This window comes from Staphylococcus durrellii (assembly GCF_015594545.1).
GTDB classification, from domain to species: domain Bacteria; phylum Bacillota; class Bacilli; order Staphylococcales; family Staphylococcaceae; genus Staphylococcus; species Staphylococcus durrellii.
The window spans coordinates 2,478,561-2,500,613 of record NZ_JADIIO010000001.1 but is presented as its reverse complement, the minus strand read 5'-3'; the positions used below and the strand labels follow the sequence as shown (position 1 = coordinate 2,500,613).

The window sequence follows — 22,053 nt, the reverse complement described above, 5'->3', positions numbered from 1 at the left end:
TATATACTCTCGCTCTATAATTAGAACATAAACATTATAGAAACGGGAGTTTTTTATGGAAAATTATAAATTTCCTAGTGACAGTAAAATTGTCAGTACGGATCAAGTATTAATTAATGATTTAAACAATTATAATACCCTATTTGGGGGGGTGTTGATGAAAAAAATTGATAATAACGCAACGCTTTCAGCTAGAAGACATGCAAGAGTTAAAGAATGTGTTACAGCTTCTACAGATTCAGTAGAATTTTTATATCCAATCACTCAATCTGATTCAGTTTGTATAGAATCTTATGTAGTTTATACAGGAGAAAAATCTATGGAAATATTTTGTAAAGTCATTTCAGAAGATATGATTACTGCAGAAAGAAAAATTGCTGCTTTAGCTTTTCTTACTTTTGTAGCTTTAGATGAAAAGAAAAAACCAATTAAAATACCCAAAATCTCTCCTCAGTCCAAAGAAGAAAAATTATTATTTATGGACGGCGAAGAAAGAGCTAAAATGAGAAAAATTAAAAGATCGCGAAGTAAAAATATAATTGAGTCTCTTGATATCAATAAGCCATGGGAATTGGAGTAGTGATAAAATGTTTACTGAAATGGAAGAATTAAACCAAGTTAAGTTAGATTTGAAAAAACTAAGAAACGAGTTTCCTAGTATGTATGAAAAGTTAGAATATATAGCTAGTTTGACACGACAATTAAGTATCCACTATAAATATTTAGGATTACTTATGTTTTCAGATAACCCTGAAACTATTCAAAATGAGAGACCAACTTTCATAAGAGAATCTGTTTTAAAATTATATGAACAAGAAGTTAAAAAAGTTAAAAAAGATAGTAATTTTGTAATTTTTAAAGATATGATGTTAAAATTCCAAAATGTGAAATACTCACAAATATTTCTTATCATTTTAGGTGCCGAACCTAGTTTTGTATTTAACAATACAATTATTAAATAATAACTTTATTAACAATCCTAGATTAACGAATTATAAAAAGAATTATAAAAACTCACAAATTTCTTGACTAAATCAAACTATATTTTAGCTAATAAAAGAGCTTCCCTAAATTAGAGAGGCTCTTTTATTAATTTTTATAACTTAACGAGAATTTTTGCTTGTGATTTATCGTTTACGAGTTTTTCAAATCCTGACTCCACAATATCATCTAGCTCTATCTCATCAGTAATAACATCTTTAACTTTTAAATTACCTTCATTAATTAAATCTATTGTTTGTTGAAATGTAGTAGGTGTATAAGCAATCGTGGAAGTAAGTTTTACACCTGTATTCGTTAATTGCATTGGGTTCCATTCAATAGGATGACCAAATATAGACACTATAACAACATTACCTCTTGCTCTAGTAATGTCTATAGCAGAGTTAAGTGTTGATGCTACACCAGCTACTTCAAATGCTACATCCACACCATTATCTGTATGTTTATTAATAACATCACTTGGGTTTGATTCACCAGAATTGATAGTATGAGTAGCACCTATTGCTTTAGCTTTATTCAATCTTTCTTCTGATAAATCAAAAACAAATATCTTACTTGCACCTGCAGCTTTGGCTGCTATTACTGTTAATAAACCGATTGGCCCTGCACCAAAAATAGCAACAGTATCGCCAAATAGAACTTCGCCTTCTTTAATTGCTTGAACTGCAACAGCGGTTGGCTCTACAAGAGCGCCTTCTTTATCAGAAACCTTATCTGGTAGCTTATAAACGTTCTCTTCTGGGACATTTGTAAATTCTGCAAATCCACCATCAGAACCTAAGCCTATAAATGAATAACCATCATAAAGATCAATATTTTCTTCTTTTTCACGATTTGAAACTGTAGGATTAATGACAACACGATCGCCTTTATTAAATTTTGTAACCTTAGAACCAATATCATCTACTACACCTGCAAATTCGTGGCCTAATGTAACGGGCGCTTTTTGGCCAAGGAACGGGTCAGGTTTGTCTGTTGAAATAAATATAGGGCCTTCTAAGTATTCATGTAAATCTGTCCCACAAATGCCAGCCCAAGACACTTTAACTTTAACCTCATTATCTTGTAACTCTTTAGATTTTCGATCTTCAACTCGTACATCCTTTTGACCATACCAAACTGCTGCTTTCATTGATAAAACCTCCTTGTTTTAGTTAATTTAATAGTATGCCTTTTAAAAGTTACTTTGCAACAGAACCACTTTTATAATAACTTATGTTTGCGTAATAATTCTTCAATGAATGTGCCATGTATTTTTTCCATCGCTTTTTTTAGAACTGAACGTTTAAGAAAGTTCTTATTAACTAATTCAGGTAATGATTTACGATCGTTTAATTGATAATAAGCTTCCATAAGTACACGTACATCAAATTCAGAAGCATACACTTCAGGTACACCTCTGTCTACTTCTAATAATTGATATACAGCTTCCATAGCCGTACGTACAGAATATTCAGTTGTGAATACTGTATCACGTTCTGTTTCAGCAAAATTACCTATAAATGCTAAGTTTTTAGAGCCATTAGGAACAACCAATGGACGATCTTTGTATGCTCTTGGCATAAAGTAAGCTGTCACGTAAGGCATATAAACAGGAATTGTATTACATTCTGTTTGTGCCAATTCAACTAACTCATCTTGTGGCACTCCCATATGATATAACCACTCTTGGCATATTTCACTACCTGTACATTCAGTGATTGGTTTTTTAATAAAATCACCTTTGACGTCAGAGTACAATGCATATATCCATATACTGGCTTGATCTTTAGGCTGCTCTTTAAATTGTTGTTGGCGGTTGACTGTAAAACTAAGTTGCCAACTAGAGTCAGCTACTGTTACAATCCCCCCTGTAACGGTACGACCAGATAACACATCACGTTTACTTAACTTTTCAATATAAGAAATAACTTTTTTATTATTAGTTGTTGTTGTTGCAGATACTAGCCAACTTTTATTTGGAATATAATCACAGAATTTTTCAGGTCTCCCAAATTCTGGACTCTGATTAGCTAGATTCTTCCATAATGTCCAACTACCTCCCAATGCTTTCGTTGGTGGAGCAGGCTGGTCTTTATTCCCATAAGTTGAGCTTTCAGTAATACTACCATTTGTTACAAAAACAAGGTCATCTAAAGTTAAGGGTATAGACTCTGTTTTACCATTTTTGTTTATAAGAAGTTCTCGTGCAATTTTCTTAGATGATGTTGAATCGACCAATATATTGTCAACTTGAACACCGTATTCAAAATGCACACCATATGACTTAAGATATTCTATCATTGGCAATACTAAAGATTCATATTGGTTATATTTAGTGAATTTTAAAGCACTAAAATTTGCCAAACCACCAATATGGTGAACAAAACGCATAAGATATCGTCGCATTTCCATTGCTGAATGCCAAGGTTCAAAAGCAAACATCGTCTTCCAATATAACCAAAAATTAGAGTTTAAAAAATCTTCAGTAAAAACTTCGGAAATTTTAACATCTTCTAAATCTTCTTCTTTTTTCATGCATAAACTTAAAATTTCTTTAATTGCTTTTTTAGATAATGTGAAATCGCCATCGGTCTCAATACGTTTTCCCCCACTATAAATGGCTCTACATTTTGAATAGTTAGGATCTTCCTTATTCAACCAATAAAATTCATCTAACACAGATGCTTCAGGTTGTTCTAATGATGGAATACTTCTAAATAAATCCCATAAGCATTCAAAATGATTTTCCATTTCTCTACCACCACGTACAACAAATCCATGATGCTCCATATTAATACCGTCTAAACTTCCCCCTGAGATGTTTAATTCTTCTAAAATATGGATATTTTCACCTTTCATTTGACCATCACGAATTAAAAAACATGCTGCTGCTAGTGAAGCTAAACCTGATCCAATCAAATATGCTGATTTTTTATCAACGTTTTCTGGTTTTTTCGGACGCGCAAAAGCTTCATAATTACTATTAGTATAATACATAAGAACATCACCCTTTTAATAAGTATAATTTCTCAATATTCCAATTCTTTATACTTTTAATATACGCCTCTGAGGATTAAAATACAAAAAATGATAAAATTTACTATTTTACTTTTATGATTTTTTGCTTTTTTAGGTTTTTATTGTAATTTATTAACATAAGAGTATATTGTGGTTTTCAGGATTATATTAAGGAGAATTAACGATGAGTTTCAAAAAATTCATAATAGTTGATGGGGCAACATAAGGAAGACAAACCGCTTTTCAAATTACTTTCTCTGGTTTTGATGTAGCAATTTATGAAACGAAGGTTAATATGCGTTTTAGAATGCTGTGAGAAACGCTCAGTTGCATTGACAATCAATTTATCAAGATAATCCCTTATCATGTTTAATTCTATAAACTGTTTGTCTTGTAATATTAACTTCTTTCGCAATCTGACTAATTGCTTGTCCTTCTTCTAACATTTCGACAACTCGATGATAGATAACACGTTTTTGAGGATCTTTCGCATTCGGTGAATAGAGTAAAGGACGTCCTTTATATACACCTTTGTCTTTTGCGACTTGAATCCCTTGCGCTTGTCTACGTTTACTTTCATTTCTCTCTTGTTCTGAAACCATTGCTAATATTTGAATGATTAAATCTTTCATAAACTTATCCAGTAATGGATTGCCGATCACTTCATTCATCATAGGTAAGCTGGTAATCATTAACTGAACGTCTTTTTCTTTTAAATAATTCACAGTTTCAATAATTTCATCATAGTTACGTCCTAAACGATCAATAGATTCCACAACGAATCGATCTCCCATTCTGACAAAATTGAGTGCTTCTTGAAATACAGGTCTATTTTCCACTGACTTTCCCGACTGTTTCTCTGTAAAGATTTTCTCCACACCAAACGTCTTTAAATTATCCAATTGTCTTTCTAAATTTTGATCTATCGAAGATACTCTCGCATAACTGTTACTTTACTTGATATATGAGAATATTTTTACTTAATAAATAAGAAAGAGAATTGCAATAATCAAATTGCAATTCTCTTTTCTCTATTTTAGGCTATTTAGTTTAAGTGACGAATACTATACTTATGAATCATATTTTTTATTGGTTCAAGATTTTGAACATCAGTAGCTACAGACACATAACAATCTGGACGTACCAGAAAGACCGAATTTTCTTTAATGCCTTTAGCGTTCATTGAACTATTCCAACTTACGTTATAAAGTGGCATAATAAAGGTGTCGAATATAGAAAGGATAGTGATTATGAGTTCATATATAAATTCGTATGTTCATAAAGGTTTAGTAGTTCGTGAAACAGATAAGGCGGCATTAATAACAATGCCTCGTGATATGGTCGGTGGTACCTGGTTTACCTGGTTACCTAAATCTATGTTGAAAGATTTGTTTTGTTTGGAATTCTTTATATGAGGAATGCGGCTTCGTGACGTGAAGAGCAAATATCTTTATTGTCACTGTTTAAAAAACCTATGCCAACACTTGATAAATAAGGTTTTCATCTGATCTCTGTTGGAAGTATTATAAGTTTCTATTCAGTTTGTCAAAATGATAAGTTAATTAACTTAAACTGTATCCGAAAATCAAAATGTGATTTGCGATACAACGAGGCGACATTAGCCGTTAATTTGCTTAACTGTAGAAGATTTAAAAGAACCCCTTGCCATATATTTAACAATGTTGTCCGGGATAACAACACAGTGAATCCACCGTTTAGTTAAGATGATGGATTTTTTCAAACTGTGGATGAGGTACAGGGTTTCGTTAGATAAAAACAAGGGAAACTTATTAAAGAGTGATTTCTGTGAGGAGGATAATGATGACAAAGAAATACGATCTTATTGTGATTGGTACAGGTTCTGCGGGGTCAATCACAGCAGCAAAATGCAATAAAGCCGGCTGGAGTGTAGCTATGATAGATGACAGGCCGTTTGGGGGCACGTGTGCGCTACGTGGATGTGACCCAAAAAAAGTTTTACATGGTGCGGCCGAGCTCATCGATTGGAACAAACGAATGGCTAGGAACGGAGTACCGTCAGAAGCCTCCATCAACTGGAAAGATCTTATGAGCTTTAAAAGAACCTTTACAGATCATGTACCGGAGAAAAAAGAACAAGCATTGAATAAACAGGGAATCGATACGTATCATGGCAAAGCATCTTTCATTAGTGAGGACCAACTTGAAGTCGATCAAGAAAGGCTCGAAGGGAAGCATTTCTTGATTGCTAGTGGTGCGAAACCTACCCCTTTGCCCATACAAGGAGAAGAACATCTTACTTATAGTGATGAGTTTTTGGAGTTGGATGAATTACCACAAAGAATCGTCTTTGTTGGTGGTGGGTATATTTCGTTTGAATTTGCTCACATCGCAGCACGCGCTGGATCAGAAGTTCACATTATCCATCGAGGTCAAAGACCTTTGGAGAATTTTGATGTAGGCCTTGTAGATATCCTTTTAGAAAAGTCGAAAGAGATTGGCATACAGGTACATCTTCAACATTCCGTTGAATCCATTGAAAAAGAACAAGGAAAGTTTCATGTGTACGCTCGAAAAAAAGAGGATATAACTCGGTTGGAAGCAGACATTGTTATTCATGGAGCTGGACGGGTCCCTGCCTTAGATGTGAATCTTGAAAAAGGGAACATAGAAAGGAAAAAACATGGTGTCCATGTTAATGAGTATTTGCAAAGTGTAAGTAACCCGAACGTTTATGCAGCTGGAGATGCTGCAGCAACGGATGGATTGCCTCTCACACCTGTAGCCAGTGCAGATTCCCATATCGTAGCATCTAATTTATTGAAAGGAAACAGCAGAAAGATTGAATACCCTGTTATTCCATCTGCTGTCTTCACCGTTCCGAAAATGGCATCGGTGGGTATGAGCGAAGAGGAAGCCAAAAATTCTGGCCGGAATATTAAAGTAAAGCATAAAAACATTTCCGATTGGTTTACGTATAAACGGACAAATGAAGGTTTTGCTGCGTTTAAAGTGCTAATTGACGAGGATAGTGATCAAGTTGTCGGTGCTCATTTGATTAGTAATGAAGCCGATGAACTAATTAACCACTTTGCAACAGCCATTCGCTTTGGAATTTCAACCAAAGAATTGAAACAAATGATATTTGCCTATCCAACGGCAGCTTCGGACATTGCACACATGTTGTAAGTTTGCGTTTTGTGAGATGTTTATAAACCACTTTATCGTCTAATCTTGTTATATGATCTTAGAATCAAAAAGAAAATAACTTTTTTGACAGCCGCATTTTTCAACGGAAGAATGTGGCTTCTTGGCGTGAAGAGCAGATATCTTTATTCTTAAACTTCTAAAAAAGCTTATGTGAACACTTGATAAATAAGGTTTTTTATCTGACCTATTTTATAAGATTATTCTATAAAAGAAAAAATAATGTATGACTTGACCGTGTACTATGGTACAGGGTTTATACTTTTTATTGAGGTGATAATATGGGGATGAAAATCAGTGAATTGGCTAAAGCGTGTGATGTGAATAAAGAAACCGTTCGGTATTACGAGCGGAAAGGATTGATAGCCGGGCCTCCCAGAAACGAATCAGGGTATCGAATATATTCAGAGGAAACAGCAGATCGGGTACGGTTTATTAAACAAATGAAGGAATTGGATTTCTCGCTAAAGGAAATCCACCTGTTGTTTGGTGTGGTTGATCAAGATGGGGAGAGATGTAAAGATATGTACGCCTTTACCGTTCAAAAAACCAAAGAAATCGAGCGGAAAGTGCAGGATTTGTTACGAATCCAACGGTTATTAGAGGAATTAAAAGAAAAGTGTCCAGATGAAAAGGCGATGTATACCTGTCCTATTATTGAAACGTTAATGGGAGGGCCTGATAAATAAATGGGGGAAGATTTGAATGAAAAAACGCATTTCCTTCACCGCTATAATGACGGTGTTGTTAATCGGTTTAACAGCTTGTGGAGCAGAATCTGATACCGCGAATGAATCAAAGGTTCAAGACATTCAAGGAAATCCAGTCAGCCTACCTAATGAGAAACCCGCACTCATTTATTTTATGGCAACCTGGTGTCCATCTTGTATATACAATGAGGAAATCTTTAAGGAAATTCATCAACTAAACCCGAACGATGTTCAATTGATCACAGTTAGTTTAGACCCTAACACAGATACAAAAGAAAGCCTTGCGAAATTTAAACAGGATTATGGCGGGGATTGGCCCCATGTTTTAAAGAATGGTAAAGAAATTGCGGATACCTATGGCGTCAAACAATTGGAAGAGATCGTACTGGTCAATTCTGAAAATGAGGTATTCTATCGTTCTGTTCGACCGTCCTTTGATGATTTAAAAGAAGCGTTGACTCAAATAGGAGTGGAATTATGAGTTTTTCGTTTCTCTTCATTCTGACCGCTGGAATGGTTGCGGCCTTTAATCCTTGTGGTATCGCCTTGCTTCCTTCTTATATCTCCTATTTAATTGGAGGCGAAACAAAGGATCATTCGTTCCGCTATGCAATTTTTAAAGGATTAGGGCTTGGTGGAGCGATGACCACGGGGTTTTTAACGATTTTTGTATTGGCTGGTTTGTTGATAGGAGGATTGGGAAGCGCACTAACAGGGATTTTTCCGATTCTTTCATTGGTTATGGGTATACTCATTGCTTTATTGGGGTTGGGCATGCTATTTGGGAAGCATTTGCCGATTAAAATAGGATCTTTTCAAGTCAAGCCAGGGAAATGGTCTATCTATTTTTACGGAATAGCCTATGCCGTGACATCACTTGGTTGTACCTTGCCAGCCTTTATGTTGGTGGTCTCTGCATCGCTGAATGACAATAGCGTAACGGCCGTGATCATCAAGTTCATCATCTACTCCCTTGGTATGGGAATTGTGGTGACAGCGATCACGATGGTCTCATTGATTTCACGACAATTGGTACAGAAGTTTCTGCACAACTATATGGGTTCTATCCAAAAAATAGCAGCTGTTGTGATTTTCCTCTCCGGTTTGTACATGGCTTATTACTGGTCTTTCGGTTCTGGTGGCATTTGGACATTTTAAAATCCAACCGATCAGGTGTAACAAAAAATAGATGAAAGATGTAAAAAAGCTAAACGAACAAATTTCAAGTTAGGCTATAGGCCATGTATGTACCTTAACCAAAGAATAAAATTTTTTTTAGAAAGGGTGAGAATGATGGATGAGAATCGCTCGAAAGGTAACCGCTGGGGTGTTTGGGCCTTTTTCGGAATATTATTGGTTCCTTTACTTTGTTGCGCAGGACCGATTCTCCTTGTTGCATTAGGGAGCACAGGTATTGGTGCCCTCTTTGCTGGTGCGACAGGAAATTGGTGGTTGACCGGCATTTTTGCAGCATTGGCCATTGTTATGATTGCTCTGATCCTCAGCAAGTTGTTGAAGAACAAATACAATTCTCCTGAAGGCAATGGAAAAACAAAAAATAAAACGGATTGCTGTACGCCTCCAGAGAACGTGGATCGGAAACATGAGACAAGATAAATATGAGATAAATGTACAGAACTGTCTATCAAACTTTAAATAGAAAGAGGGATTCAAATGACTCAAAATTCATATAAAATACCCATTCAAGGCATGACATGCACAGGCTGTGAAGAACATGTAACCGAAGCATTGGAACAAGCCGGAGCTAAAGATGTTTCGGCCGATTTCCGACGCGGTGAGGCCATTTTTGAACTCAGCGATGATCAGATCGAAAAGGCTAAGCAAAATATTTCGGCAGCCGGCTATCAACCCGGAGAGGAAGAAAGCCAGCCCTCTGAAAACAGTGTAGATTTCAATCGGGATGGCGATTACGATCTTCTGATTATTGGTTCCGGCGGTGCGGCGTTTTCTGCAGCTATCAAGGCCAATGAAAACGGGGCGAAAGTGGCCATGGTAGAACGGGGAACCGTCGGGGGGACCTGCGTTAACATCGGTTGTGTACCGTCAAAAACCATGCTTCGTGCCGGTGAAATAAACGGTCTCGCCCAAAACAATCCGTTTACCGGACTTCAAACGAGTACCGGTGCTGCGGACCTTGCCCAATTGACCGAACAAAAAGATGGATTAGTCAGTCAAATGCGTCAAGAAAAATATATAGACTTGATCGAAGAATATGGATTTGATCTCATTCGTGGCGAGGCCTCGTTTATCGACGATAAGACGATACAAGTGAATGGACAAAACATCACGTCTAAAAGCTTTTTAATCGCAACGGGGGCTTCTCCGGCTGTTCCGGAAATCCCGGGAATGAATGAGGTTGATTATTTAACAAGTACATCCGCACTCGAATTAAAAGAGGTTCCACAACGATTGGCAGTGATCGGTTCTGGCTATATCGCAGCGGAATTAGGTCAAATGTTTCACAACCTCGGAACAGAAGTGACTCTCATGCAAAGAAGCGAGCGTCTGTTTAAAACCTACGATCCTGAAATTTCCGAAGCCATCGATGAATCCTTAACTGAGCAAGGACTTAACCTGATCACTGGGGTCACTTATCAAAAGGTTGAGCAAAACGGTAAGTCGACAAGCATTTATATTGAAGTGAACGGTCAAGAACAAGTCATCGAAGCCGATCAAGTCCTCGTGGCAACAGGAAGAAAGCCGAACACAGAGACTTTAAACCTTGAATCAGCAGGTGTGAAAACAGGGAAAAAAGGCGAAGTGCTGACCAATGAATATTTGCAAACGTCGAATAACCGAATATATGCCGCGGGCGATGTGACCCTCGGTCCGCAATTCGTTTATGTTGTAGCTTATGAAGGCGGGATTGTGGCAAATAATGCGTTGGGTCTAGCGAAACGCAAAATCGATCTTCGCTTTGTTCCCGGCGTAACCTTCACCAATCCATCGATCGCCACAGTCGGCTTGACTGAACAACAGGCAAAAGAAAAAGGTTACGATGTCAAAACATCGGTCCTTCCGTTGGACGCTGTACCGCGGGCCTTAGTCAATCACGAAACAACAGGGGTCTATAAACTTGTAGTCAACGCCCAAACCCAGAAATTGATCGGGGCGCACATTGTGAGTGAAAATGCTGGAGATGTGATTTATGCGGCAACGTTAGCGGTTCAATTTGGATTGACCATTGAAGACCTTACGGATAGCTTTGCGCCTTATTTAACGATGGCTGAAGGATTAAAGCTTGCAGCCTTGACGTTTGATAAAGACGTATCGAAATTATCTTGTTGTGCAGGCTAATGGTTCCTTTTGATTCTAATGCTATGTTGCAGGAGGCACTTAAAACAATGAAGTGGAGAAAATACAAGGAGGAATAAGCTTATGAAAAATATTTCAGAACTCTCAGCCCAACTTGATCAAACTTTTGATCAAGGGGAAGCCGTCTCTATGGAGTGGTTATTCCGTCCGTTGCTAAAAATGCTGGCGGAGGGCGATCCAGTCCCCGTTGAGGACATCGCGGCGGAGACCGGGAAGCCCGTCGAGGAAGTTAAGCAAGTCCTACAGACTCTACCTAGTGTGGAACTTGATGAGCAGGGCCGTGTCGTCGGTTATGGCCTCACACTGGTCCCTACCCCCCATCGCTTCGAGGTTGATGGGAAGCAACTATATGCATGGTGCGCCCTTGACACACTTATGTTCCCAGCACTCATCGGCCGGACGGTCCACATCGCTTCGCCTTGTCACGGCACCGGTAAGTCCGTACGGTTGACGGTGGAACCGGACCGCGTTGTAAGCGTCGAGCCTTCAACAGCCGTTGTCTCGATTGTTACACCAGATGAAATGGCCTCGGTTCGGTCGGCCTTCTGTAACGACGTTCACTTTTTCAGTTCACCGAGTGCAGCCCAAGACTGGCTTAACCAACACCCTGAGTCGAGCGTTTTGCCCGTTGAAGATGCCTTTGAACTGGGTCGCCATTTGGGAGCGCGTTATGAGGAGTCAGGACCTACTAATGGGTCCTGTTGTAACATTTAATCTTAGGCAATTACGCCTGCGTCAATCTTGGCCTTACGATGATGTCCTGTAACCGAAGCTCTATCTAGTGAAACCAATTTTATGGGAAACCAAATAAATAAAAAGATCAATTGCTTGTGCCTATATCGGGGAGTTAATAAAGCGAGAAAGTGGATTCTTGTCACTTTACTTGCTATATGAGAATGGTTTTATCTAATAAATGGGAAAAAGCACCGTACACTTTAATAGAGTACGGTGCTTTTCTACTAACGAATACCAATAACTAAACTATCTCTAGCTGTTTCTACGACTTCTGTACTTATTTTATCTAAACCATTTATATCCATAATTCTGTCTATTTGCGCAAATAAGCGATGAATCAGCCTAAAGTTCCCTTTTGTAATCTTAATAATCGTTGTTATTGCCTCATAATCTGTAAAATCTTCCAGTTTTAAATCAAATCCTAAATCTTGCCATTTATATTCTAATATGTGATGTGTCTCATCTTTACTTAGATTATCAAATTCATGTGCAAAACCTATACGCGAATATAGTTGGGGATAACGAGATAGTTTTTTCTCTATGCCCGGCATACCAATAAATATCATCGCTAAATTACGTTCATCATAGATAGCTCTTAATTGTTCTAAATGTTGTACTTTAAGCCTATCAATTTCATCTATTATGATTAGGTTAATATATTTAAATGTCTCACTATAATGTTTACTATGATCGTGGCCGTACTTATTTACGACATGTAATTTTTGACCTAAATCAATACTTGCACTAATGCTATATAGTTCATTGCTTAATCTTGTTTGTTTTTCAGCAGGAGCAGTATAGAATATCTTATCTACTGATAAAATATCATCTGTCGTTTTACTAGCTAAATCTTCCCAACCTCTATGATTAACTTGTTTTTCAATAGTATCCCAATTTGTATAATATCTTGAAGATAAAGTTTTTCCGACACCAGGCTGACCATAACAGATACCAATATATTGATATTTAATACAAGCGTCGCAAAATTCAGCAAACCGTTTATACTCTTTCGTTTCAATAAAATTCTGATTTTTAGTCATTATGATACCTCTTTAATTTTTTGACGTTTTTAGTCGTTTCTTGAGGTGAATAACCATAATCTTTTTCTTCCTTAATTAAATCAGTGGTGCTTGGACTAGCAATATTTTGTTTTAAATGTTTTCTTCTCTGACTACGTGCGTGTTGTATATCTTTTATATCAATTGAATAATTAGCTATTTCTGGACATATAGCTGTACAAAGAAACTCATCTCTATAAAAAACGCGTATTTCAGCCATATCATTGGGATTATAACGAATTAATACATACTCACCTACATAAGCAGCTAGGTTTGTATTACTGTATCTAAAGCCTTGAAAATGAATGCCATCTGAATGAATTTTTCTAGATTTAGGTATTTCTAATAATAATAAATCAAGTTGTTCTAAACTGCTTGGCATATTAGGGAAAAAATGATTACTGTTCCACCGATTGATAGGAGTGCTCTGGATAGCACTGTGCTCTTTTTGATTATAATCTTCAATTAAAAAGTATCGTAATTTTTCTTCGAAATTTTGAAAATCTATTAAATCGCTAGGAGTATCATTATTGTTTATATATCCAGGAAGTTGTTCTAAGAAAGTTTGGTTAACTGTCTGAAAAAAACGTTCTATTTTCCCGCGACCACGAGGGACACCAACTTTCGAAAACATCAAGTTAATTTTCAAATCAATAGCGACTTGTTCCATGTGATGCGAGGTAAAGTCACTCCCATGATCTGTGTAGAATTTTTCGGGTATACCACATACTGGCCAATTGGTATTATTCTTATTCCATATTGCTTGGTGTAGTGTTAATGCTGTATTTTGAGCATTAGGAGCATCAAAACTTATAAAGTAGCCTGCAATTGCACGACTATAGTCATCCATAATAATGGTTAGCCATGGTCTATTGATATTACCTTTTTGATCTAATATATAAATATCTAGCAAAGTATGGTCGGCTTGCCATATTTCATTGGGTCTTGAGGATTCTCTTATTTGTATTAAATCGTACTTATTTTGATAATATTTTTCACCTTTGTGAGAGAAATCAATAACAGACTTAGGCATTGCTTTAATAACACTATAAACTTGTTTATAGCTGGGTTTATCAAAATTATTCTCTATACAATAATTAGCGATTTTCCTATGAACTGTAGCAATACTATTTCTTTTATTCTTAAGTGTAAGACGTTCAATTTTGTCAATTATATTTGGCTCTATTTTACGTGTTCCTTTATCGGCTCTTGTCGTATAAATTAACCCTTTAAGCCCATGTTCTTTATATAACTTATTCCACCTATAAAGGGTGCTTAATGCAATACCTTTACTTTTTGAAATGGTTGATAAAGATTGTTCGCCTAGGATAAAAGGTTTTATAATATTGTACTTTTGAGTAGCTTCTTTACGCTTGGCTTCAGAAAAATTAGTTAGATACTTCTCCTTGTTTTTCATCTTCCTTGTCCTCCAATTTATTGAGGTAACGATAAATTGTTGTACGTGAAACTTGCCACTGCTCCGCAATTGTTTTGATTGGTGTACCATTATCATAAAGTGTTTTAAGTAATTTTAAATCTTTTTGGTTTAACTTTTCTGGTCTACCTCCATAGCGTCCTCTAGCACGTGCTGCAATTCGTCCAGCTGAAGAACGTTCTAAAATCAAATTACGTTCAAATTCTGCAAACGCTGCGAATAAATGAAATAACAATTGTCCTGTGGAACTTGATTTATCCATTGTTATGTTTTCTTCTAAGCTATGAAAACTCACGCCTCGTTCGTTAAGCTCATTAACTAATGTGATTAGATCTTCCATGTTACGTCCTAGTCTATCTAGTCTCCAAACAACAATCGTATCTCCTGACCTCGCAAATTCAATTGCTTTGTCTAAACCAGGTCTTTTACTTTTTGAACCACTCATATGGTCGTTAAATATCTTTTCACAACCATATGTATTTAATCGATCCTCCTGTAAATTCAAATTTTGTAACCCAGTTGAAACTCTTGCATAACCTATTTTCAAAATGCAAACCTCCTATATACACCTTAAGTGTACCATAACTTAATTACGAAGTCTTTTATGAACATAGATTTTTTGTTGAGTTTTTGAACACTCAAATATATGAAATACTTACTTATTCAGCTATAAAAAGAGAGTGTACAGAAAATGGTTATTTTCTGTACACTCTTAAATTATTTTAATGATTCTGGAAAATCTTGATAGCCTTCTCTAATATTTACGACATTTTCAAATCCTTTGTTTTCTAAGATACCCACGGCGATTGAACTTCTAACACCTGACTGACAATGTACGTATATTTTATCCTCTTTATTAAATGGAATATTTTCATTTAATAATTTACCATGCGGAATATTGACTGCTTGATCTAAGTGCCCATTATTCCACTCTTCTTCATTACGTACGTCAAGTATATATTCTTCTTTACCAGTTATATCAACGCTATGGATGGATTGGGTTAAAATTTCTGATTTTGGTAAACGATAACCTGCTACATTATCAAAGCCAATTAATTGTAAAGTATGCGCTGCTTGTTCAACGGTAGATTTATCACCAATTAAATCTATACTATTTTCATAGTCTAAATACCAACCGATTTGGTTAATGAAGTTTTGGTTGTAAGGAATATTGATTGTACCTTCAGTATGACCACCATGAAAGGCTTCTTTACTACGAAGATCAAAGGCTATTCTTGCATTATCTAAACTAGGAAAAACGTCGTATGGTTGATACATGTTCATACCAAACTGATTAATTTTTTTCATCTGTGCAAAGTGATGGGGTGGCGCTGGTTGATTTGATGTTAATGTTTCAACAAATTTAGATTCATCTGTTACATTAAATGCCCAGTTATTAATTTTTTCGTAACCTAGCGTAGACATTGGTACGGCGCCTAATGCTTTACCACAAGGACTTCCAGCACCGTGACCTGGCCAAATTTGAATATAATCTGGTAAATCTTTAACACTTTCTATAGATTGATACATTTGTTTCGCACTAACTTCTGTAGAACCTTCCATTTGAACTGATTTTTCTAGTAAATCAGGTCTACCGATATCACCAACAAAGACAAAATCGCCACTAAATAAGCCCATTGGAACGCTTGAGCCGCCACCTTCATCAGTGAGTAAGAAACTGATACTCTCCGGGGTATGACCAGGTGTATGCAATACTTCTAATTTAATGTTACCTACATGAATAATATCTTGATGTTTAACAAAATGTGTTTGTTCTGGCATATTACGATAACTTAATTCATCGTCACCTTCGCCAGATACATATACGTTTGCATTTAATTGTTCTGCCACATCTCTAATGCCTGAAGCAAAATCAGCGTGGATATGGGTTTCTGCAGCTTGTGTAATTGTAAAACCTTCGCTATCTGCAACTTCCATATATTTTGTTAAGTCACGTACAGGGTCAATTATTATTGCCTCTCCTGTGCGTTGACAGCCAACTAAATAAGATGCTTGAGATAAATTGTTATCGTAAAATTGTTTAAAAAACATATAAAGAACTCCTTATTTTAATAGATTTAATTAAATAAATAAATTATGACTCGCGTTTTCAGTATCACCTATATAAGTGCCTACACCGCCGTACTCAACTTCGTCTCTTAATTCTTCTTTCTTAATGCCCATGACATCCATGCTCATCGTACATGCGATTAATTTGATATCTTGGTCGATTGCTTGGTCGATAAGTGATGGTAATGAATCAACATTTTTCTTTTTCATTACGTAGCGCATCATGATATTACCTAAACCGAACATATTCATTTTAGAGAGTGGCATTTTCAAGGGTGTTTTTGGCAACATAAAATCAAACATTTTTGCGATACCTTTCTTTTTAACGTTAGCTGTTTGCGCTTTTTTCAACGCGTTAAGTCCCCAGAAAGTGAAAAAGATGGTTACATCTCTTCCTGCAGCTTTAGCACCATTCGCAATAATCATTGCTGCCACTGCTTTATCTAATTCTCCACTAAATAGTACAATTGTAGTGCCTTTAGACGTATGACTCACTTCTAAATCTTTGGGTTGTTCTTTTTGAATAATCGCTTTAATTTCATTGTCACCCCCATCAAGTTTTACTAATGTGTGTCCCGTTTGTTTCGCCCAGCTTTTAATATCACTTGCGAATCCTGGATCTGTGACTGTAACCTCAATTTGGTCACCTTCTTGAATATTTTTTACTTCTTTACTGATATTTACAATAGGGCCTGGACATTGAAGACCACTATAGTTTAATTGTTTACGCTCTGCTTTAATTTCTACATTTGTGTTTTCTTCTTTTGTATCATCGCTGACGTTTTTTTCTTCATAAGCTTTATAGCCGCCGTCTAAATTTACAACGTCATAACCTTGTTCAGCTAAATATTTACTAGCTTTAGCACTTCTGTTACCACTTTTACAGTGTACATAATAGGTTTTATTTTTGTCTTTATTGAACGACTCAATCTCATCTACAGGATGCAGTGTGGAACCATTGATGTGCCCCAATTCATATTCTTCTTGTGTTCTTACATCAATCAATTGACCTTGAGAAGTTAATTTTTCTAATTCTGATTTACTTAAATCATTAATATGTTTTTCATTATATTGTTTCATAATAACCTCCTGTTAAATACCTATAAGGGTATGTTAAAAGATATAACTCTTTTTGTCAAATACCCCCGCACGTATTTGACAAACTTGTTTTAATTTATTATTATGACTGTATTCAATTAAAAGTGGAGGAAATTACTATGAATTATGATAAAAACATGATCAATCGTATTAATAGAGTACAAGGGCAATTAAATGGCGTTGTAAAAATGATGGAAGAAGAAAAGCATTGTAAAGATGTGATTACGCAACTTAGTGCTTCAAAAAGTTCATTACAAAGATTAATGGGGATTATTATTAGCGAAAATTTAATTGAATGCGTCAATTCAGCTGATGACAACAATGAAGATTCACAAGAAATCATTAATGAAGCTGTTAACTTATTGGTGAAAAGTAAATAATGAATATTATAAATATTATCATTATGTTGCTCATCGGAGTGTTCGGAGGATTTATATCTGGTCTAGTAGGTATAGGTGGCGCTATTATTATTTACCCAGCCATTTTATTGTTACCGCCACTATTTGGGGCTCCTGCATATAGCGCGTATATCGCATCAGGACTTACTTCTAGCCAAGTCTTTTTCAGTACCTTAAGTGGCTCTTTGAAAGCAAGAAAAAAACCAGAATTCTCACCCCAGTTGGTCCTTTATATGGGAGGAGGTATGATTATAGGGAGCATGTTAGGGGCTTTGCTAGCAAATTTATTTGATGCTACATTTGTAAATATGGTGTATATTATCATTGCTTTACTTGCATTAATATTAATGTTTATTAACGTAAAACCTAGTTCAGACCAATCTTCCTTTAATAAGCCTTTATTGGTTATTGTGGGTCTTTTCGTTGGCATCATTTCGGGTATAGTTGGAGCAGGCGGCGCCTTTATTATTATTCCTATATTATTAGTTTTATTCAAATTACCAATGAATACGGTGGTTGCTAATAGTATAGTAATTGCCTTTATATCTTCAATTGGCGCCTTTATCATTAAACTTATACAAGGTTACATTCCTTTAGAAGACGCGTTATTTTTAATAATAGGGAGTATTATTTTCGCTCCGTTAGGCTTAAAATTAGGTAAAAAAGTCCCTAGTTTTGTACAAAAATGGATCATCAGTATTTTAATTATTATTGCAATTATTCAAATTGTTTTATAAATAAGAAAGAGAGGTACAACTAATATTTGCACTTCTCTTTCTTATTTATAAAGTTAAAACATTCTCAAATAGCAATGGCAAGTTGCTATAAATTCAACAGCTATATACGTATGATTAGGGTGTACCTTAAAAACTCAGTCGTTTTCTTCTAAAACATTTCATATATACAGATTTAATGTTGAATTTTTGGAAATATAAAGCTATATAATTTATTAGTATTTTTCTCTTTGAAATTATACAAGACGTCTCATCATTTTTAGTGATGAGACGTCTTGTATAATCGAACTATTTATATTTCTTAATTATCTTCTGATACCACAGTAAAACGTTCATTTTTATGTTGTGGATTTTCTATCTCATCCACTAGTGCAAATGCAAAATCTGCATAACTAACATAACTATTGCCTTTAGAGTTAAATAATAAATTGTCTTTGCCTGTTTGATAATTTTTAGTTTTAGGACCTTCAGCATCAAAATCTGCAGATGGGCTAAGGAATGTCCAATTAATACCTTTAGAAGCTTTTAAATCTTCTAAATTTCTACTTTGTCCTTTTGAAGTTCCTTTTGCAGTTGGCCCAAATAGTTCAGAAAATTCTGGTGTATCCATTAACTTAGTTGTTTGCGCTTCATCAACGTATAAACTACCTGCACCACCAACGATAATTGCTCTTGTATCAGTTTCTTTCAATGCTTCAATAAGTGCACGTCCAGCTTTCACATGTGGTTCTTCTTCACCAAGAGGCGCACCAAATGCATTAACAACTACATCTAAATCTTTCAAGTCTTCAGAAGTAATATCATATATTTCTTTTTCTAAAATATTTATATTACTACTTGATAATTTTGAAGCATTTCTAACAATTGCTGTTACTTCATGTCCTCTTTCGATTGATTCTTCTAATACTAGTTTTCCAACTTTTCCACTTGCTCCAATAATTCCAATTTTCATAATAAATTCCTCCTAATTATAGTATATTTAATAAAAAGACTAATAGCGCTAAAAAGCCTATCATTAGTGGTAAATAAACATCTTTAATACGTTCACCTGATTTCATTCTTACTGTTACGGCCCCAGCCATTAACATAGCAATCCAAAAGCCACTAAAAGCTCCCACAAGAACGTGCCATATACTAACATCTTTAGCAAGTTCAGTAAGTACTTCAATTTCTCTAATATTTTTATCTTCTTGGAAAAATGCTTCATAAACACGATTGTTATATTCATTTGCTTTTCCATGTTCTTTCGCAAAATAGAAGCCCTCGTGCGCTAAATCTGTATAAGGATGGGGAGACACATTTGGTAATTTCATATCTACTCCCCATTCAGTTATTCTTGGATATATCACTTGCTGCCAGAGTGATAGTTTGGATGAGTCATTAACAGGATCTAATTGCTCTAATGGTTTGGGTCTTAGCTCAAATGTTTGCCATTCTATAGATATATCAGCATCTGTTTCTTTTATTGCTTTTTCAAGTTAATCCTTGCCTATAAAACAAAAAGGACAAACATAATCAGAATAAACGCTTACTTTTAGTGACAAAATAATTTCTCCTTCCAATAATGTTTATTAAGATGGTTAATACAGTTTCATCAAATGTAAGTAAACAACACGCTCGTACTTGTAATAGTTACAGTTACAAACAAGGGGAGACGGATATATTTATCCGTTGTTTACTAGAATTTTATTTACTATATTTTCTAATGTTACACTTTTTAATACTGTCTCCATAGCATCCTGTGCGTTTTTCAAAATAACTTCCAATAGAATTTGTATGTTTGCACCAACTGTACAGTCGATATTGGTATCTTCATGTATTTGGAATAAACGGCCTTGTTCAACAACTTCTACAGCTTTATAAACATCAAATAATGTAATCTCGTCTAATGATTTTAAAAGTTTAACTCCTGAATTGCCATGTGAAGTTTCAATAAAACCAACTTTTTTAAGTTTCCCCATTAATCTTCGAATAACAACAGGATTAGTATTCACACTTTCTGCAATTTGATTCGATGTTAAAGCATAATTTTTTTCGATTTTTATTAAAGCCAATATATGAACAGCGACCGTAAAACGACTACTTATTTTCAAATCAAGCACCTCATTGTAACTATTTTAGTTACAACGAGGAATATTGTCAAATCTTTTTTATCTTATTTATAAAAATGAATGTGATAGCTTTATAAAATCCCTTACTTTCATTATCATTCCGCTATATCATATTTAAAAATTCCATTATGTTTATAATTATTCAACTGTACTTCAGATAGTCTACGTTCAAAAAAAGATTTAAGATTACCCTTCTCATCATATTTACTAGGTAGACTTATTGTTGGTTTAGATTGATTAATAGGATTGGATAGTTGCTTCTTTAATGTATCTATATGTTTAAGATATACATGGGCATCATCTATACACCAATACAAATTTCCTAACTCATAACCACATTGGTCTGCTATTAACCTGTGTAAAACCGCATATTGAAATACATTAAATGGATGACCTAGAGCCATATCTGCCGAACGTTGTTTCACATGTAAATTTAAAGCACCGTAACTCACTTTCCAATTTGTAGCCCAAACACACGGTTCTAATGACATTTCATCTAAATCATCTACATCCCATAAACTTGTCATAATTCTACGTGATGCTGGATTTTGATTTAATTGGTGTAAAATGTACTCAACTTGATTTAATTTTTTACCTTCACCTAATAATGAAGTTTATGAACGTACAAGGTTCGAAGCAACTATAAAATCGATAAGACAAGATATTGCAAAATATGCTGATATTACTTCAGGTATAACAGTTGAAATGCACGAACCTAAACAAGTACTTAAACGTTGGAACATTGTATTACATGAATTATTAAATATTTAACATGTATAAAATACAATCATATAAAATTTTAGTTTTGCATTCCTATCTACTATGGTGTTATAATGCACTTAACAAGGAATCCAGCATGGATACACCAATCCCCTCACTACCGCAAATAGTGAGGGGATTTTTGTAGGTGTGGCTATTGTCGCCTATTTGTCTTTGCGATTACGCAGCCAATGCGTAAATAACGCAATAATACAACCACTGATGACTGTGGTCGTGATGTGAACAAGGATTTCCAACATGAATAACACCTCCTCCCTACGTCAAATTGACGCCTGAGAGATAGGCGACTCCATTATTATACCATCTGTATCTTTTGAAGCATATGTACTTCCGATAAGTCATTTTATGTTATATCTTTGCTTATTTTATAGTATCAAGACAAGAAGAAACTCGTTTCACT

24 protein-coding genes and 2 pseudogenes are annotated in these 22,053 nt (G+C 35.3%); 12 read left to right on the top strand and 14 right to left on the bottom strand.

Features of this window, described 5'->3' with window-relative positions:
• The first annotated feature begins 55 nt into the window (after positions 1–55).
• A complete protein-coding gene (locus ISP02_RS12175; RefSeq protein WP_048794251.1) occupies positions 56–580 on the top strand; it encodes an acyl-CoA thioesterase in 525 nt (174 codons plus the stop codon).
• Positions 581–587: 7 nt separating this feature from the next.
• The gene (locus tag ISP02_RS12170; protein ID WP_048794252.1) at positions 588–962 is read left to right on the top strand and encodes a hypothetical protein; all 375 of its coding nucleotides are present in this window, start codon (positions 588–590) and stop codon (positions 960–962) included.
• A gap of 134 nt (positions 963–1,096) precedes the next feature.
• Here ISP02_RS12170 and ISP02_RS12165 read toward each other — a convergent pair whose 3' ends face one another.
• The 4 genes and pseudogenes from ISP02_RS12165 to ISP02_RS12150 all read right to left on the bottom strand — a co-directional run bounded on the left by ISP02_RS12165 (position 1,097) and on the right by ISP02_RS12150 (position 5,218).
• Positions 1,097–2,134, bottom strand: a complete 1,038-nt coding sequence (locus ISP02_RS12165) for a 2,3-butanediol dehydrogenase (RefSeq protein WP_195721762.1) — start codon at positions 2,132–2,134, stop codon at positions 1,097–1,099.
• A 71-nt stretch (positions 2,135–2,205) separates the two neighbouring features.
• Complete coding sequence (locus ISP02_RS12160; RefSeq protein WP_195721761.1) at positions 2,206–3,981, bottom strand: oleate hydratase; 1,776 nt, start codon at positions 3,979–3,981, stop codon at positions 2,206–2,208.
• A 368-nt stretch (positions 3,982–4,349) separates the two neighbouring features.
• Positions 4,350–4,946: pseudogene (locus ISP02_RS12155) on the bottom strand (recombinase family protein); the annotation flags it as partial.
• Positions 4,947–5,047: 101 nt separating this feature from the next.
• Complete coding sequence (locus ISP02_RS12150; RefSeq protein ID WP_208455802.1) at positions 5,048–5,218, bottom strand: hypothetical protein; 171 nt, start codon at positions 5,216–5,218, stop codon at positions 5,048–5,050.
• Between the two features lie 34 nt (positions 5,219–5,252).
• Here ISP02_RS12150 and ISP02_RS12145 point away from each other — a divergent pair, with 34 nt between their 5' ends.
• The 8 genes from ISP02_RS12145 (at position 5,253) to merB (ending at position 11,948) form a co-directional block, all read left to right on the top strand.
• Complete coding sequence (locus ISP02_RS12145) at positions 5,253–5,417, top strand: hypothetical protein (RefSeq protein ID WP_174894809.1); 165 nt, start codon at positions 5,253–5,255, stop codon at positions 5,415–5,417.
• Between the two features lie 406 nt (positions 5,418–5,823).
• Positions 5,824–7,170: a dihydrolipoyl dehydrogenase family protein gene (locus ISP02_RS12140; protein ID WP_069822318.1), complete on the top strand. Its 1,347-nt coding sequence runs from the start codon at positions 5,824–5,826 to the stop codon at positions 7,168–7,170.
• A 299-nt stretch (positions 7,171–7,469) separates the two neighbouring features.
• Complete coding sequence (gene merR / locus ISP02_RS12135) at positions 7,470–7,877, top strand: Hg(II)-responsive transcriptional regulator MerR (protein WP_195721759.1); 408 nt, start codon at positions 7,470–7,472, stop codon at positions 7,875–7,877.
• 16 nt (positions 7,878–7,893) lie between these two features.
• Positions 7,894–8,379 (top strand): TlpA family protein disulfide reductase, encoded by a 486-nt coding sequence (locus ISP02_RS12130; RefSeq protein ID WP_195721758.1) that lies wholly within the window; start codon positions 7,894–7,896, stop codon positions 8,377–8,379.
• On the top strand, positions 8,376–9,056 hold the full coding sequence (locus ISP02_RS12125; protein ID WP_069822316.1) for a cytochrome c biogenesis CcdA family protein: 681 nt from the start codon (positions 8,376–8,378) through the stop codon (positions 9,054–9,056). Before ISP02_RS12130 ends, ISP02_RS12125 begins: the two co-directional genes overlap by 4 nt.
• Before the next feature lie 87 nt (positions 9,057–9,143).
• Positions 9,144–9,515 (top strand): mercuric transport protein MerT, encoded by a 372-nt coding sequence (merT, locus tag ISP02_RS12120; protein ID WP_195721757.1) that lies wholly within the window; start codon positions 9,144–9,146, stop codon positions 9,513–9,515.
• A gap of 57 nt (positions 9,516–9,572) precedes the next feature.
• Entirely contained in the window at positions 9,573–11,216 is a 1,644-nt protein-coding gene (merA, locus tag ISP02_RS12115; RefSeq protein WP_069822315.1) for a mercury(II) reductase, read from the top strand.
• Between the two features lie 81 nt (positions 11,217–11,297).
• The gene (gene merB, locus ISP02_RS12110) at positions 11,298–11,948 is read left to right on the top strand and encodes an organomercurial lyase MerB (RefSeq protein WP_073346369.1); all 651 of its coding nucleotides are present in this window, start codon (positions 11,298–11,300) and stop codon (positions 11,946–11,948) included.
• Positions 11,949–12,193: 245 nt separating this feature from the next.
• On the opposite strand, the gene ISP02_RS12105 is transcribed toward merB, so the two are convergent.
• The 5 genes from ISP02_RS12105 to cstA all read right to left on the bottom strand — a co-directional run bounded on the left by ISP02_RS12105 (position 12,194) and on the right by cstA (position 17,612).
• Positions 12,194–13,009 carry an AAA family ATPase gene (locus tag ISP02_RS12105; RefSeq protein ID WP_123145470.1) on the bottom strand — a complete coding sequence of 272 codons (816 nt, stop codon included), beginning with the start codon at positions 13,007–13,009 and terminating at the stop codon, positions 12,194–12,196.
• Complete coding sequence (locus tag ISP02_RS12100; protein WP_123145469.1) at positions 13,002–14,444, bottom strand: Mu transposase C-terminal domain-containing protein; 1,443 nt, start codon at positions 14,442–14,444, stop codon at positions 13,002–13,004. The genes ISP02_RS12105 and ISP02_RS12100 overlap by 8 nt, the downstream gene beginning before the upstream one ends.
• A complete protein-coding gene (locus ISP02_RS12095; RefSeq protein WP_073346381.1) occupies positions 14,416–15,009 on the bottom strand; it encodes a recombinase family protein in 594 nt (197 codons plus the stop codon). The genes ISP02_RS12100 and ISP02_RS12095 overlap by 29 nt, the downstream gene beginning before the upstream one ends.
• Before the next feature lie 170 nt (positions 15,010–15,179).
• Complete coding sequence (gene cstB, locus ISP02_RS12090) at positions 15,180–16,514, bottom strand: persulfide dioxygenase-sulfurtransferase CstB (protein ID WP_195721756.1); 1,335 nt, start codon at positions 16,512–16,514, stop codon at positions 15,180–15,182.
• Between the two features lie 30 nt (positions 16,515–16,544).
• Positions 16,545–17,612 carry a persulfide response sulfurtransferase CstA gene (cstA, locus tag ISP02_RS12085; RefSeq protein ID WP_012816716.1) on the bottom strand — a complete coding sequence of 356 codons (1,068 nt, stop codon included), beginning with the start codon at positions 17,610–17,612 and terminating at the stop codon, positions 16,545–16,547.
• Positions 17,613–17,749: 137 nt separating this feature from the next.
• Here cstA and cstR point away from each other — a divergent pair, with 137 nt between their 5' ends.
• Both cstR and ISP02_RS12075 read left to right on the top strand, forming a co-directional pair.
• Positions 17,750–18,010, top strand: coding sequence for a persulfide-sensing transcriptional repressor CstR (gene cstR, locus ISP02_RS12080; protein ID WP_031863946.1), 261 nt, complete (start codon positions 17,750–17,752; stop codon positions 18,008–18,010).
• A complete protein-coding gene (locus tag ISP02_RS12075; RefSeq protein WP_195721755.1) occupies positions 18,010–18,765 on the top strand; it encodes a sulfite exporter TauE/SafE family protein in 756 nt (251 codons plus the stop codon). The genes cstR and ISP02_RS12075 overlap by 1 nt, the downstream gene beginning before the upstream one ends.
• A 298-nt stretch (positions 18,766–19,063) precedes the next feature.
• Here ISP02_RS12075 and ISP02_RS12070 read toward each other — a convergent pair whose 3' ends face one another.
• The 5 genes and pseudogenes from ISP02_RS12070 to ISP02_RS12050 all read right to left on the bottom strand — a co-directional run bounded on the left by ISP02_RS12070 (position 19,064) and on the right by ISP02_RS12050 (position 21,892).
• Positions 19,064–19,714, bottom strand: a complete 651-nt coding sequence (locus ISP02_RS12070; RefSeq protein ID WP_031885497.1) for an NAD(P)-dependent oxidoreductase — start codon at positions 19,712–19,714, stop codon at positions 19,064–19,066.
• 16 nt (positions 19,715–19,730) lie between these two features.
• A complete protein-coding gene (locus tag ISP02_RS12065; protein WP_255307513.1) occupies positions 19,731–20,228 on the bottom strand; it encodes a DsbA family protein in 498 nt (165 codons plus the stop codon).
• A gap of 198 nt (positions 20,229–20,426) precedes the next feature.
• Entirely contained in the window at positions 20,427–20,855 is a 429-nt protein-coding gene (locus tag ISP02_RS12060; RefSeq protein ID WP_031885498.1) for an Rrf2 family transcriptional regulator, read from the bottom strand.
• 113 nt (positions 20,856–20,968) lie between these two features.
• Positions 20,969–21,460: pseudogene (gene thyA / locus ISP02_RS12055) on the bottom strand (thymidylate synthase); the annotation flags it as partial.
• Between the two features lie 336 nt (positions 21,461–21,796).
• Positions 21,797–21,892, bottom strand: a complete 96-nt coding sequence (locus tag ISP02_RS12050; RefSeq protein ID WP_011276848.1) for a type I toxin-antitoxin system Fst family toxin — start codon at positions 21,890–21,892, stop codon at positions 21,797–21,799.
• Positions 21,893–22,053 lie beyond the last annotated feature (161 nt).